The following is a 13380-nucleotide window of genomic DNA, read 5'->3' on the forward strand; positions in this document are numbered from 1 at the left end:
CGTCGCCGAGTTCGGCGGGCCTGTCTTGTACGAAAGTTCCACGGGCCCGGCCGACGGATCGGACCGTCCTCGGCCAAGGGGCTCGCGGTGACGTCGTAGCATCGCTCGGCATGACTGAGGAAGCTATGCGGTACGTACGGTTCCAGAGCACCACCGCGCACCCCCGCGGCCACTTCCCCGGCGTCTTCGCCCTCGTCAACGGCCTTGCCAGGGACGGGAAGCTGACTCCGGAGCAGGAGAGGTTCCGGCGGGTGAACAACGACTGGTACGACGCCGCCTACCCCGAGCCTTCGAGCATCGATCCGAGCGTCTACGACCACGCCGTGAACCCCGGCGCGGTCGCCTGGTTCAAGGTCGGTTCGGTGGAGCTGATCGGGCGCGTGCCCGGATATCTGGAGATCCTGGACGCCCACGGCTTCGAGTGCGTCGAGGTCCGTTCGGCCGACGCTCCGGGGCGGGTCGTGTACGAGGACGAGTGGCAGGTCGTCGTGGTGCCGGAGCACATCGACGGATAGCGGCCTACTTCCGGTTGTAGAGCCGCATCGTCGCCGTCCCGAAGACGACCAGGAACACCGCCGCCCACCCCAGCGACCACGCGATGTCCGCGCCCGGCCAGTTGCCCGCCATCAACTCCCGTACCGCTGTGGCCACATGGCTGACCGGGCTGTTGTTGACGAAGGCCTGGAGCCAGCCGGGCATCGTCTTCGGGTCGACGAAGACGTTGGACAGGAAGGTCAGCGGGAAGATCACCATCATGCTGACGCCCATCACCGACTTCTCGGAGCGCAGCATCAGGCCGAACATCGTCCAGATCCAGGAGAAGGCGAAGGAGAAGACCATCAGGAGGACGACCCCGGCCAGGACTCCGAGCACTCCGCCCTGCGGCCGGTAGCCGATGATCAGGCCCACCGCGAGGATGACCACCGAGGCGATCAAGTAGCGGACGACGTCGCCGAGCAGGTAGCCGACCATCGGGGCCGGGCGCCACATGGGGAGCGTGCGGAAGCGGTCGAAGACGCCCTTGGAGATGTCCGTGTTGATGGCCACGCCCGTGTACATCGTGATCATGACGATGGACATGACCAGGACGCCGGGGAGGAGGAACTGGATGTACGAGGAGACAGAGCCCGCGAGCGCGCCGCCGAAGAGGTAGGCGTACATCAGGACCATCATGATCGGGAAGGCCGTGACGTCGAAGAGCTGTTCCGGTACGTGCTTGATCTTGAGCATCGCCCGCCAGCCGAAGGTGAAGGACGCCGAGAGCGCGCTGGGGCGCGGCGGGCGGTCCTTGGCGACGAGCAGTGCGGCGAGTTCGTCGACCTTGGGGGCTTCGAGAAGGGGTTCGGCGGTGTCCTGCTTGGTGGTGGTCGGTGCCGTGCTCATGCCGCGGCCCCCTTCTTGTCCGTGAGTGCCATGAAGACCTCGTCGAGACTGGGCTGGCCGAGCGCGAAGCTGTCGACGGTGATGCCGGAGTGTGCGAGCGCGGCGAGGGCCGCGGCAGCCTGTTCGGCGGCGCCGCGGTCGCTGCTGTGGCCGTCGACCGTCGCAGTCAACGCGACGGGATCCGGGTCGAGTTGGACCGTCGCGTTCATGGCCCGGGTGAGGATCTGCTCCGCCTCGGCGCGCTGGTCGGCCTCGCGCAGCCGCAGGTGTACGGAGCCGGAGCCGACCGACGCCTTCAGCTCGCCCTTCGTGCCCTCGGCGATGACCTTGCCGTGGTCGATGACGGCGATGCGGGACGCCAACTGGTCCGCCTCGTCCAGGTACTGGGTGGTGAGCAGGACGGTCGTGCCCTGCGCGACGACCGCGCGGACGATGTCCCAGACCTGGTTGCGGCTGCGCGGGTCGAGGCCGGTGGTCGGCTCGTCCAGGAAGAGCAGGTCGGGGGTGTTGAGGATGGACGCGGCGATGTCGATGCGGCGCCGCATGCCGCCCGAGTAGTTCTTGACCTGCTTGGCCGCTGCTTCGGTCAGACCGAACGCTTCGAGCAACTGGGCCGCCCGGGAGCGGGAGTTGGGCTTGGAGTGGCCGAGCAGGCGGGCCAGGAGGACCAGGTTCTCGGTGCCCGTGAGGTCCTCGTCCACGGAGGCGTACTGCCCGGTGAGGCTGACCCGGGAACGTACCGCGTCCGCGTCCTTCACCACGTCCTTGCCGAAGACGCGGGCACTGCCTCCGTCGGGGCGCAGGAGGGTGGCGAGCATCCTGACCGCGGTGGTCTTGCCCGCACCGTTGGGGCCCAGGACGCCGTAGACGGTGCCGGTGGGGACGGAGAGGTCGATGCCGTCGACGGCACGGTTCTCGCCGAACACTTTGACCAGGCCGGTGGTTTCGATCGCGATATCCGGTGTGGTGGTGACTGGGTGGCTCACGTTCCCGTACCCCTGCTCCTTCGTCACTTCACGTCACGGCAGTACAGACAGGTGTTCTACTCCGGTGCCGGGGCATGCGCGACCCGCAAACCCAACTCGACCGTATCTGAAGGGGGTTGGGCGGTGTCGACCATTTTTCTTCCGGTCGATGTCAGGGCGCGTGCGAGTAGAAGACGTAGTACGACGCCGCGAACATGCCCGCGAAGAGGACCAGGGCGAACACCACCGAGGTGAGGACGCTGGCGCCACCGAGACTGAAGAGGAAGCCCGTCGCGGCGCCGAAGAGGACGGCGAACGAGAGAGCGCGCTCGCCCGGCCCGAGGCGCTTGCCTGCCTTGCCCACGCCGTACGCGAGAGAGGTCATGAGCAGCCCGCACAGGACGCCGAGCCCGACGTTCGCCCAGGTCAGAGGGGAGCTGCCGCGGGCCATGAAGGCGATGTAGATGCCGTAGACAACGCCCAGGGCGAGCGGGACGGCCCAGCTTGCCCGCGAGGCGTGCGTGCGGCTTGACGTGTGTGCGGATGTTCCGGGGGCGGCGCTCGGTGCGCCCCGTCCCGGCATCGCTGCGTGTGCGCCCATCTCGACGACTCCTCGGTCCTCGAAGCGACCCCCCTGCTCCCACCAGGTCACACCCGTCCGGCGGGACCGGCAAGTGGATCAAGCGGGAGCAGTCGCCCCACCGTCCGGCGGCGCCCGGCTCGCGGCCCCCGCGGTGCTGCCCTTGGCTGGGGATCATGCGCCGATTCCTGCCCTCCCTGCTGCTCGCCCTCGTCGCGCTGCTCGTGCCGGTGGGCGCGGTCGCGGTCTGGGCGGACACCGGGATCGAGGACACCGGGCGGTACGTCGACACCATGGCGCCGCTGGCCGACGACCCCGACGTGCAGAAGGCGGTCACGGACCGGCTGACCAGCGAGATCATGAAGCAGATCGATCTCGGCCCGCTGCAGGACGGTGCCGAGCGGCTGCTCGGCGAGACCGCCCGCTCCTTCGCCGGGACCGACGCGTACGACAAGGCGTGGAACACGGTCGGCCGCGTCACCCACGACGCCCTGCGCGACGCCCTCGCCGCCGACAAGGGCTCCGGCGACACCGTCACCCTCGACCTGGCGCCCGTCACCGCCGAGCTGAAGCAGCGGCTCACGGACGACGGCGTACCGCTCGCCGGGCGCATCCCGGTCGTCCACACCGACATCACCCTCCTCCGCACCGACCAGCTCGACACCTGGCGCACGGTCCACCGCTTCCTCGCCCCCGCCGCCCGCTGGCTGCCGCCGATGACCGCGCTGCTGGCGGTGGGCGCGGTCCTGCTCGCCGTACGGGGCCGCCGCCTGCTCACCACCGCGCTGGCCGGTCTCGCGCTGGTGGCCGGAGCACTGCTGCTGGCGCTCACCCTCGCCGTCGCGCACAACCTGGCCCTGACGGACCTCCCGCAGGACGTCAGCAGGGCGGCGGCCGAGGCCGTGTACTCGGCACTCACGGGGGCGCTGCGCACCACGGCGTGGACGGTGGGGGCCGTGGGGCTCGTGGTGGCGGTGGTGGCCGGGGGCGCGTGGTGGCTGACGGGGCGTCGGGGAGGCGGGGGTGAGGGCCCGTTGGCCCGTTCGGCCCACTCGCCTGGCGGTACGGCCGACAGCCCCACAGGGTGACCCGCATGAAGATCATCCGTGTTCCCCGTGCCCACCGCGCCCGCCGTGCAGCCGGTGCCGCCCTCCTCGCCTCCCTCCTCACCCTGACCGTCTCCGCCTGCAGCGAGGACGACAAGTCGAAGGCGGGGGACATCGTCTCCAACGCCACCCAGAAGGCAGGTGAAGCCGCGGCGAGCGCCACCGCCAAGGCCGGGGAGGCCAAGGAGAAGGCCAAGGAGGCGTACGCGTCCGCCTCCGCGTCGGCCTCGGCCAAGCTCGCCGAGGTCAAGGACGGCGCCGACGCCAAGGCCGAGGTCCAGGCAGGCGCGGTGAAGGCCGACGGCGACCGCTCCGCCGCCGAGATCACCGCCACCAACAAGCAGTCCAAGGCGCAGAGTTACCTGGTCCAGGTCGACTTCCGCGACGCGGACGGAAACCTCCTGGACTCCGCCGTCGTCAGCATCAAGGACGTCGCGGCGGGCAAGGACGCCACCGCCACCGCGCGCAGCAACCGCACCCTCCAGGGAGACGTCAAGGCGGAGGTCGCGAAGGCACTGCGGCACTGACGGCCCCGGGACGGCTCCGGGCCGGCCCCGATCCGGCCGCCCCGGACCGGTCCCGACCCCGCTTCGGCCGCCCCGGACCGGTCCCGGACTGGCTCCGATCCGACCCCCGTTCCGGCCCCGTTCCGACACCTGCTGGGGGACACTGCGCTCGTCGGCGTACGCGAGACGCAATGAGACAGTGAGGGGAATTCCTTGGACACCCGAGAGGCACGCCTCGGCCCGGAGCCCGGTGAAAGCCCTGCCTCCCCCGGCAGCCCGGCCCGCCCCACCGGCGCACACCGGTGGCGGCGGGCCGCCGCATGGGCCGCCGGACTGCTGCTCGTCGGCCCGGGGGTGGTCATCGGCTGCCGGGCCGCCGACGTCGACGGCATCACACCGGTCCCCCAACTCCTCGCGTTCCTCCCGTGGTTGCTGGTTCCGACGGGCGTCGCCCTGCTCCTTGCCGCGTTCGCGCGGCGGCCGGTGCTGATCGGCCTCGCGCTCGTACTGGCCGCCGTGAACGGCTGGTTCCTGCGGCCGTACGGAGACCTGGACGCGGGCCGCGGGCCGGTCGTGGCGCAGTTGCGCGTGCTCACCTCGAACGTCGAGTTCGGCGGGGCGACGGACGGACTGATCGCCGCCGTACGCCGCGAGAAGCCGGACCTCGTGTACGTACAGGAGTGCAACCACCACTGCTCGCGCGCCCTCGCCCGGGAGCTCCCGGCAGCCTCGTACCCGTACCGCAAGGTCGTCGAGGCGAGCGGCGCGGAGGGCTCCGCGATCCTCAGCACCCACCCGCTGCGACCGGCCCCCGGGATCGCCTCCGCGCTGGCCATGCCGGGCGCGGTCGCCGTCGTCGGCGGCCGGCAGGTGCGGCTCCAGCTCGCGCATCCGCTGCCGCCTGTGCCGCGGTTCGTGGACCGGTGGGAGAGCGAGCTGGAGGCGATCCGGGCGTACGTCGCGGCAGGGAGCGGGCCGACGATCGTGGCGGGGGACTTCAACGCGTCGCAGGACCACGCGGCGTTCCGGCGCGTGCTGGACGCGGGGGCGGGGCTGCGTGACGGCGCCGCGCTCGCGGGGGCGTCCCGCACCCCGACCTGGCCCGCGAAGACGGCGCCGCCGCTGGGCGCGCAGATCGACCACGTGCTGGTCAGCAAGGACTTCGGGGTGCGCGGCGCACGCTTCCTCGACTTCCCGGGAACCGACCACCGGGCGCTCCTGGTGGAGCTGGAGCTGCACGGGGGCTAGGGACGGCCCCGCACGACCCGATTGCCACCCGCCCGGATGCGGTGCCCGGTGCCCTCGCCCACCCTGGAAGGGACGCGAGCGACGCGAGCGAGAGGTGGGCAACCACATGGACGACCGCATGGGCGACCGCATGGAGAGCCGCACGGACAACCCCGGGATCATCGGCCGGATCGACGAACTGGTCGCGGAGGAAAGGGAGTTGCGGGGCCGCGCCTCGGGCACTTCGGGCCTCGACGCCGACGGGAAGGACCGCCTGAAGGCCGTCGAGGTCCAGCTCGACCAGTGCTGGGACCTGCTGCGCCAGCGCCGCGCCATGGCGGAGTTCGGCGGGAACCCGGACGAGGCGGCAGTCCGTCCGCCCGGCGAGGTCGAGGGCTACCTCAGCTGACCGGAAGCCCGGGCGACACACCACACCCACCCCACAGACCCCGCAGGCCGAGCACCGCCCGCCTGGCCCCGCCCCCCTGGCTCCTCACCGGCCTGCGTCCGCTCCCGTCCCCCGGCACCCCCTGGGCCGCGCTGGTCCGGGCCGCGCTCGCGCTCACGATTCCGCTGGCCGTCGGGCTGGCCGCCGGGCAGAGCGCGTACGGAGCGCTCGCCGCCATGGGCGGGCTCAGCGGTGTCATCGGCGACACCGCCGACGCGTACCGGATGCGGATCCTCAACATCGCCGTGCCGCAGCTCTTCGGCGCGGTCGGCGTCACCCTCGGGACGCTCGTGCACGGCCACGGCTGGGTCGCCGTGGCCGCCCTGACCACCCTCGCCCTGATCTCCGGAATGATCTCCTCCGTCGGGGCGGTGGCCTCGGTCTCCGGCCTCCTCCTGATCCTCAACGCCACCGTCGGCGCGGGCCTCCCGATGCCCGACCCCTGGTGGACGGCCCCGCTCCTGATGACCCTCGGCGGCCTCCTCGTCCTCCTCCTCACCCTGCTCGGCTGGCCGTGGCGCGGCGGCGTGCCCGAGCGCACCGCGGTCGCCGTCGCGTACCGCGAGGTCGGCAACCTGCTGGAGGCCGCCGGAACCTCCGGCTACGCCGCCCGCAGACAGGCCGTCTCCGCCTCCCTCGACGTCGCCTACGACCTGATCCTCGGCCGCCGCACCCGCGAACACGGCCGCCGCGGCACACTCGTCCGCAGCCTCGCCCAGCTCAACGCCCTGGTCCCGCTGATCGAGGCGGCTCCAGCGGTACACCTCCAGGGCGGCGGCCTGCCGCCCCAGGCCGTCGCGACGGTACGCACCCTGGCCCGCACCATCGAGGCGGGCGGCGAACACCGCCCGCCCCCGGACTGCCCGCCCCCGGACTGCCCGCCGCCCACCACTCCCGCGGCCCTCGCGGTGGACCGGGCCCTGGAGTACGCCGCCCACATCGCCCGCGACGAGGACCCGGACCCGTACAACATCGACGACCGGCTCGGCCGCCCCGCCGCCCTGCGCATCCGCGTCCGCCGCGCACTGCGCAACGTGGCGCGCTCGGGTGCCTCCTGGCGGTACGGGCTGCGCCTCGCCGTCTGCATCGGGCTCGCCCAGTGCCTGGTCTCCCTCATCGAGGTGCCGCGCTCGTACTGGGTGACGCTCACCGTCGTCTTCGTCATGAAGCCGGACTTCGGCTCGGTGTTCTCCCGGGCCGTGCTGCGCGCGATCGGCACGGCGGCGGGGCTGGTCCTGGCCGCCGTGGTCCTCTCCTCGCTGGCCCGCGGCTGGTGGGACGTACCCGTGATGCTGGTGCTCGCGGCGCTGATCCCGCTCTTCTCGGTGCGCGGCTACGCCTACCAGACGGCCGCCATCACCCCGGTGATCCTCCTTCTCTCCGACCTCCTCAACCACCAGGGCTTCGGCCTGGTCCTGCCCCGCCTCTGGGACAGCCTCATCGGCTGCGCGATCACGCTCCTGGCGGGCTACCTGCTGTGGCCGGAGACCTGGCGCACCAGGGTCGGGAGCCGTCTCGCGAAGGCGGTCGCCGACACGGCGGACTACCTGGCCCTCGCCTTCGCCGACCCTCCGCAGCCCCCGCAGTCCCCGCATCCCCCGCTTCCTCCGGTCCCCCCGCACCCCCCTCTCCCCCCGCACCCCGTGGACCGCACCCGCCGCACGCATGCCCGCCGCACCCTCTACAAGGACCTGATGACCATCCGCACCGAATTCCAGCGCGCCCTCACCGAGCCCCCGCCGATGGGCCGCCAAGCCGCCGCCTGGTGGCCGCTGGTCATCGCGGTCGAACGCATCGTCGACGCGACGACGGCCGCCCGGGTCCGCGTGGACCACGGCGCGCCGCCGCCTCCGGCTTCCGATGTCGCCGCCCTGACCGCCCAACTCCACGACCTGGCAAAGATGTTGGCGACAGCGAACACACCGCCTGCGGTACGCGGCCACCCTCTCGACGCCGCCCGCACCGAAGCCGCCGCATCCTCCGAAGCCGCCGCACCCTGCGAAGCCGCCGCATCCCCCGCATCCCCCGAGGCCGGCGTCCTCGCCCCGCTCCACCAGGAGGTCCTGGCCGCCCGGGCGATCGCGACGCCGGGCGCCTGACCGCCCCCCACCCCCACCGCATGGCATCCCCACCGCATGGCCCGTACGGGTGCTCCCCGGATGCGGCCCCGCCCACCCCTGCCATGCTGGCCGGAACGGGTAGGACGGCAGGGCGGCGAAGGGGTCGGCACACAGTGGCAGCACGGGCGCAGAGGCAGGCGCAGACACGAACCGGTCGGCGACGCACCCCACGCCTCCGGTACGCCGCCACCTCCCTGTCCCTCGTCCTCTCCCTCGCCCTCACCGCCTGCGGCGGCGGCAAGGACGGCGGCGGCCCCGTCAAGCCTTCCGGGCCGCCCGCCGTACCCGCCCCCAAGGCGGACTGGCAGGACTGCCCCCTCACCGGTCAGACCACCCGCGAGTGCGCCACCCTCAAGGTCCCGGTCGACGCGGCGAAACCCGGTTCCGGCACCCTCGACCTGGCCGTCTCCCGCCTCCCCGCCACCGACCGCAAGCGCCGCATCGGTGCGCTCGTGATGGATCCGGGAGGGCCGGGCCTGCCCGGTCTCTACACCTCGGCGAACCTCCTGCCGCCGCAGATCCGCGCCCTGTTCGACGTCGTCGGCTTCGACCGGCGCGGGTCGGGCAGAAGCACCCCGGTGGACTGCGGCGAGACGGGCGCGCCGGTCCGGCAGCTCGCCGAGGCCGAACCGGCGGGCCTCGCCGAGGCCGACGTACCGGCCGTCACCGCATCCCTCGACGCGTACGTGACCAAGTGCCGTGCGAAGTACGGGGAGTTGACCGCACACCTCGGCACCAAGGACGTCACCGCCGACCTCGAATCCATCCGGCTGGCCCTCGGCGAGGACAAGCTCAGCCTCCTCTTCCTGAGTTACGGAACCCTGCTCGGCCAGGAGTACCTGCGCACCCACCCGGACCGCGTCCGGGCCGCCGTACTCGACGGCACGGTCGACCCGGACGTCTCCGGCGCCGAGAACGCCCTGGGCGGCTCCATGACGCTGGACGAGGCGAACGGCACCAAGGACACCTCCAAGGAACAGCAGACGGCGTCCCGACTCCGCGCCTCCACCGCCGGGTTCAGGGCCTGGTGCACCGCCTCGGGACCCGCCGAGTGCGCGATCGCGCCCGAGCCGGAGGCCGCGCTGACCGCGGTCGCGGCCAAGACCCCGGAGCTGGCCGAGGCGGCCGACGCGGTCATGGTGGTCCCGTCCGACTGGCCCGGCTTCAGCCGAGCCGTCGACAAGGCGCTGGAGGCCGGAACCACGGGCACCGCGACGGGCACACCCACCCCGTACGCCGACCTCAAGGCCTACGCCGACAAGGGCTTCCCGAAGGACGTCGCCGCCGCCCTCAAGCACGACCCGCCCACCACGGCCTTCCACCTCGGCAACCAGTGCACCGACTTCGCGTGGCCGCACGACGTCGCGGCCGTCCTGAAGGACATCACCGACACCGCGAAGAAGCTCGGCCGGCCGGACAGCGCCCCCGTCAACGCCGCGGAGTACGTCGGCTGCGCGGTGTGGCCCCGTACCGGCACCCCGCTGGGCCCGATCACCACGAAGAACCCGGCCGGCCCGAAAGACGCGAAAGACCCGAAGAACGCCACGAGCGCCCCGCGCCCCCTGATCGTCAACGCCGAGAAGGACCCCCGCACCACCCTCACCGAAGCCGAAGCGGTCGCCAAGCGCCTGCCCGCGTCACTCCTGAAGGTCGGCGGCCAGGTCCACGGCGTGACCCTGCGCGGCAGCGAATGCGTGAACACGGCGCTCACCCGCACCCTGGTGGACGGCGCCGGACCGAAGGACGGCACCTGCCCACCGGTCTAGCCTCGCCCCGACCGCCGGTCCACGCCCTTGCCCCGCAGCCGCAGCATCGCCTGCCAGCCCAGTGCGAACGGCAGCCCGCCCAGGACCAGGGCGCCGAACACCGCCGTGTCGGACACCTCGAAGGACGCGCGTTCGCCGACGAAGAGCTGGGCGACGGTCTGGTACGCGACGTGGAAGCCGATGCCGGCCGCGATGTCGCCGGTGACGGTGCGGAACACCCCCAGGACGAGGGCGAACGCGAGGAAGATGAGGATGCGGTCCGGGGTGGTGGCCGTGCCGAGGACGAAGCCGAAGAGCGTGAAGAGCACGGCCTGCGCGGCGATCGCCTGCCAGGGGCGCAGCGCACGGGCCAGGTTGGACTGGAGGTAACCGCGGAAGACGAGCTCCTCGGGCAGCGCCTCGTACAGGAGGACCAGCGGGATCAGCACTGCGACGTGCAGCAGGATGTCCGGGGCGGGGGCGGTGGGGGTGATCCGCACCAGGCCGAGGACGAGACAGAGCGCCAGGCCGAGGGCGGCGGGAGCCGCCCAACAGGCCGCGCCCAGCAGGACGTTGCGGGTGGCGGGGCGGACGCCGGCCGGGATGCCGAGCTCCGTCCAGGGGCGCCGGTCCAGCAGACGCCACGCCACCAGGACCGCCGGAACCACCAGCACGGTGGTCAGTACGGCGCGCAGCGCGTGGGTGGGGCGGCTGTACGTGCGGCTGATCGGGGCGCCGTGGAAGACGAACAGCCAGAGGCCGATCGCCACGGCGAAGACGGTGAGGACGCGCAGGGGGAGGGGGAGGCGGGGGCTCGGGCCCGACTCCGCCGGGACGTTCTCGGGGTCAGTGGCCACGCGGGCCCCCTCCGGTCACCGAGTGGAGCGCGCCTACCGGCTGCGGCCCGCCCGCGCCTTGAGTCCACACACGACTGTGCGTGGACTCAAGCCATCATCGCCCGAATCCACGCACAGTCACCCCCTCAGCGCGCGGTCACGTCCTCCGCCGCGCGGCCGGACCCTCACACGCCGATGTCGCGCCCGTCCTTGCGCCAGACCGAGACGACCGCCGGGCGGACCATCTTGCCCGGGCCGTCGGGCCACGCCGAGAGCGGCTTCTCGGCGGTGGCGCCGTCGATCTCGCCCGGGTGCTGGACCGCGACCAGGACGCGGCGGTCCTGGATCACCGGGCCGCAGGTCTCGGCGCCCTTGGGGACGGTCAGGAACTGCTTGAGCTCGCCCCGGCGCTCACCGGCCGTGGCGACGCCGAACAGGCCGTCGTGGGTGCCGAGCTGGTTGCCGTCGGTGGAGATCCACAGGTTGCCGTGGTCGTCGAAGGCGACGTTGTCGGGGCAGGAGATCGGGGAGACCTTGTCCTTGGGGAAGCCCGCGAAGTACGTGGCCGGGTCCTTGGGGTCGCCCGCGACGAGGAAGAGGCGCCAGGAGAAGGAGTCGCCCGCCGGGTCGTCCCAGTGCTCGGCGAGTTCGAGGATCTGGCCGTGCTTGTTGAGGTTGCGCGGGTTGGCCTCGTCCGCGCCGGGCTTGCCGGGCTTGCCGCGGTCGGTGTTGTTGGTGAGGGCGACGTAGACGCGGCCCGTGCGCGGGGACGGCTCGACGTCCTCGGGGCGGTCCATCTTGGTGGCGCCGACCTTGTCGCCCGCGAGGCGGGTGAAGACGTACACCTCTTCGGCGCTCATGCCCGCCACGTGCGACTTCGTGCCGGTCGCCAGCGGGATCCAGGTGCCGGTGCCGTCGAACTCGCCGTCGTTCGGGTGCTTGCCCGTGCCGTCGATCTCGGCCGCCGGGGAGTCACCGGTGAGCTTCGCGACGTACAGCGTGCCCTCGTCGAGGAGGGTCAGGTTGTGCTCGCGGGCGGAGCGCGAGTTGCCCTTCTTCATGCGCTTCGAGGAGACGAACTTGTAGAGGTAGTCGAAGCGCTCGTCGTCGCCCATGTAGACGACCGGGCGGCCGTCGTCCGTCAGACGGGGCTGCGCGGCCTCGTGCTTGAAGCGGCCGAGCGCCGTGCGCTTGCGGGGGGTCGAGTCCGGGTCGTACGGGTCGAGCTCGACGACCCAGCCGTGCCGGTGCGACTCCTGCGGCTCCTGCTTGACGTCGAAGCGCTTGTCGAACCGTTCCCACTTGCGCTCGGAGGCGCCCTTGGTCATGCCGTACCGCTTGTCGGTGGCGGTGGGGTTGTCGCCCGCGTTGGCGAAGTAGCCGTTGAAGTTCTCCTCGCCGTGGAGCGTGGTGCCCCAGGGGGTCGTACCGCCCGCGCAGTTGGCGAAGGTGCCGAAGACCTTGGTGCCGGTCGGGTCCGCGGACGTACGGAGGAGCTTGGAGCCCGCTGCCGGGCCCGTCAGCTTCATCGGGGTGTTGACCGTGATGCGGCGGTTGAGGTGGTGGCGGGGGACGGCGGTCAGGCCCGCGCCCCGGCGCATCTCCTCGACCACGACGACGCCGAGGCCGTGCGCGGCCCAGGCGATCTCGACCTGCTCGCGGGTCGGGTTCTCCGGGTCGTAGCCCTTGAACATCAGGACTTCGTCCGTGTACTCGTGGTTGGCGACCATCACCTGGCGGTCGCCGCCCTCGCCGCGCAGGGGCAGCAGGGAGAGGAAGTCGTTGTTGTAGCCGAACTGGCCCGCCTGTGCCTTCGCCGTCTGCTTGTCCGGGTTGAAGGCGGGGGCGCCGCGCAGGATCGGGTCGCCCCAGCGGATCACGACGTTCTGCTCGTAACCGGCCGGGATCGTGACCTTGTCGTCGGTGTTGGGGGCGACCGGCGTGAAGCGGAGCCCCTTCGCGCCGGAGGGCTTCGCGCCGCCGCCGTTGCCCTGACCGCCCCCGGGGCGGTGCTTCGCGGCCTCCGCCGCGACCGCCTCCGACGTGCCGCCGGTCACGAGCGCGCCGCCCGCCGTCGCGGCGACCGTGACGACCGCCGCCGCCCGCATCATCGAGCGGCGGGACAGCACCCCCGCGATGACGTCGCCGACGTACTCGTTGTCGCTGGTGTTCGGGACTTCCTGGAAACAGGCGTCTCCGCAGCGGTAACGGCACGTCAGCGCGGAACGTCCGCCGGCGTGCGGCGACGGGTTGAGCAGCGGCAGCAGGTTGCGCACGTCGGTCCCCTCCGATGGGTGACCAGGCAGTCATCTGTTCGAGACAGCCTGGCCGATGGCTTTCGGCCGTGACACTAGGTGCGTACAGGGCGCAGCCGGGGCACGCCGGATGAACGAAGGGTGAAGTCCAGCCGACTGGAAGAACCACCGGCCCCGCACACGCCGTCGGCCCCCGGACCGTGGTGCGG

The 13380-nt window shown here is 72.3% G+C and carries 12 protein-coding genes; 7 read left to right on the forward strand and 5 right to left on the reverse strand.

Going from position 1 to position 13380, the window contains the following annotated elements:
• The first annotated feature begins 110 nt into the window (after positions 1-110).
• A complete protein-coding gene (locus ACWGIG_RS14770) occupies positions 111-515 on the forward strand; it encodes a hypothetical protein (protein ID WP_453321956.1) in 405 nt (134 codons plus the stop codon).
• Positions 516-519: 4 nt separating this feature from the next.
• Here ACWGIG_RS14770 and ACWGIG_RS14775 read toward each other — a convergent pair whose 3' ends face one another.
• The 3 genes from ACWGIG_RS14775 to ACWGIG_RS14785 form a co-directional block, all read right to left on the reverse strand.
• The gene (locus tag ACWGIG_RS14775) at positions 520-1383 is read right to left on the reverse strand and encodes an ABC transporter permease (RefSeq protein ID WP_453321957.1); all 864 of its coding nucleotides are present in this window, start codon (positions 1381-1383) and stop codon (positions 520-522) included.
• A complete protein-coding gene (locus tag ACWGIG_RS14780; protein WP_453321958.1) occupies positions 1380-2369 on the reverse strand; it encodes an ATP-binding cassette domain-containing protein in 990 nt (329 codons plus the stop codon). The genes ACWGIG_RS14775 and ACWGIG_RS14780 overlap by 4 nt, the downstream gene beginning before the upstream one ends.
• Before the next feature lie 151 nt (positions 2370-2520).
• Positions 2521-2949 (reverse strand): hypothetical protein, encoded by a 429-nt coding sequence (locus ACWGIG_RS14785; protein WP_453321959.1) that lies wholly within the window; start codon positions 2947-2949, stop codon positions 2521-2523.
• Positions 2950-3104: 155 nt separating this feature from the next.
• On the opposite strand from ACWGIG_RS14785, the gene ACWGIG_RS14790 reads away from it, so the two are divergent.
• From ACWGIG_RS14790 to ACWGIG_RS14815, 6 genes are all read left to right on the forward strand, one after another.
• The gene (locus ACWGIG_RS14790; protein WP_453321960.1) at positions 3105-4016 is read left to right on the forward strand and encodes a hypothetical protein; all 912 of its coding nucleotides are present in this window, start codon (positions 3105-3107) and stop codon (positions 4014-4016) included.
• Between the two features lie 5 nt (positions 4017-4021).
• Positions 4022-4561, forward strand: a complete 540-nt coding sequence (locus tag ACWGIG_RS14795; protein ID WP_453321961.1) for a hypothetical protein — start codon at positions 4022-4024, stop codon at positions 4559-4561.
• A 192-nt stretch (positions 4562-4753) separates the two neighbouring features.
• Complete coding sequence (locus ACWGIG_RS14800) at positions 4754-5788, forward strand: endonuclease/exonuclease/phosphatase family protein (RefSeq protein ID WP_453321962.1); 1035 nt, start codon at positions 4754-4756, stop codon at positions 5786-5788.
• Positions 5789-5894: 106 nt separating this feature from the next.
• Complete coding sequence (locus tag ACWGIG_RS14805) at positions 5895-6176, forward strand: DUF2630 family protein (protein WP_453321963.1); 282 nt, start codon at positions 5895-5897, stop codon at positions 6174-6176.
• Positions 6177-6391: 215 nt separating this feature from the next.
• Positions 6392-8314: an FUSC family protein gene (locus ACWGIG_RS14810; RefSeq protein WP_453321964.1), complete on the forward strand. Its 1923-nt coding sequence runs from the start codon at positions 6392-6394 to the stop codon at positions 8312-8314.
• 134 nt (positions 8315-8448) lie between these two features.
• Positions 8449-10101 (forward strand): alpha/beta fold hydrolase, encoded by a 1653-nt coding sequence (locus ACWGIG_RS14815; protein ID WP_453321965.1) that lies wholly within the window; start codon positions 8449-8451, stop codon positions 10099-10101.
• Here ACWGIG_RS14815 and ACWGIG_RS14820 read toward each other — a convergent pair.
• Positions 10098-10937: a CPBP family intramembrane glutamic endopeptidase gene (locus tag ACWGIG_RS14820; RefSeq protein ID WP_453321966.1), complete on the reverse strand. Its 840-nt coding sequence runs from the start codon at positions 10935-10937 to the stop codon at positions 10098-10100. The two genes, ACWGIG_RS14815 and ACWGIG_RS14820, sit on opposite strands and share 4 nt — an antisense overlap.
• Before the next feature lie 164 nt (positions 10938-11101).
• The gene (locus ACWGIG_RS14825) at positions 11102-13192 is read right to left on the reverse strand and encodes a PhoX family protein (protein WP_453321967.1); all 2091 of its coding nucleotides are present in this window, start codon (positions 13190-13192) and stop codon (positions 11102-11104) included.
• Positions 13193-13380: the final 188 nt, after the last annotated feature.

This window comes from Streptomyces sp. NPDC054863, assembly GCF_053610825.1.

What these genes read in the sequence shown, in the direction of transcription:
- ACWGIG_RS14770 (WP_453321956.1), top strand. Translation starts at nt 111, where the DNA reads ATGACTGAGGAAGCTATGCGGTACGTACGGTTCCAGAGCACCACCGCG.
- ACWGIG_RS14775 (WP_453321957.1), bottom strand. Translation starts at nt 1,383, where the DNA reads ATGAGCACGGCACCGACCACCACCAAGCAGGACACCGCCGAACCCCTT.
- ACWGIG_RS14785 (WP_453321959.1), bottom strand. Translation starts at nt 2,949, where the DNA reads ATGGGCGCACACGCAGCGATGCCGGGACGGGGCGCACCGAGCGCCGCC.
- ACWGIG_RS14790 (WP_453321960.1), top strand. Translation starts at nt 3,105, where the DNA reads ATGCGCCGATTCCTGCCCTCCCTGCTGCTCGCCCTCGTCGCGCTGCTC.
- ACWGIG_RS14795 (WP_453321961.1), top strand. Translation starts at nt 4,022, where the DNA reads ATGAAGATCATCCGTGTTCCCCGTGCCCACCGCGCCCGCCGTGCAGCC.
- ACWGIG_RS14805 (WP_453321963.1), top strand. Translation starts at nt 5,895, where the DNA reads ATGGACGACCGCATGGGCGACCGCATGGAGAGCCGCACGGACAACCCC.
- ACWGIG_RS14810 (WP_453321964.1), top strand. Translation starts at nt 6,392, where the DNA reads ATGGGCGGGCTCAGCGGTGTCATCGGCGACACCGCCGACGCGTACCGG.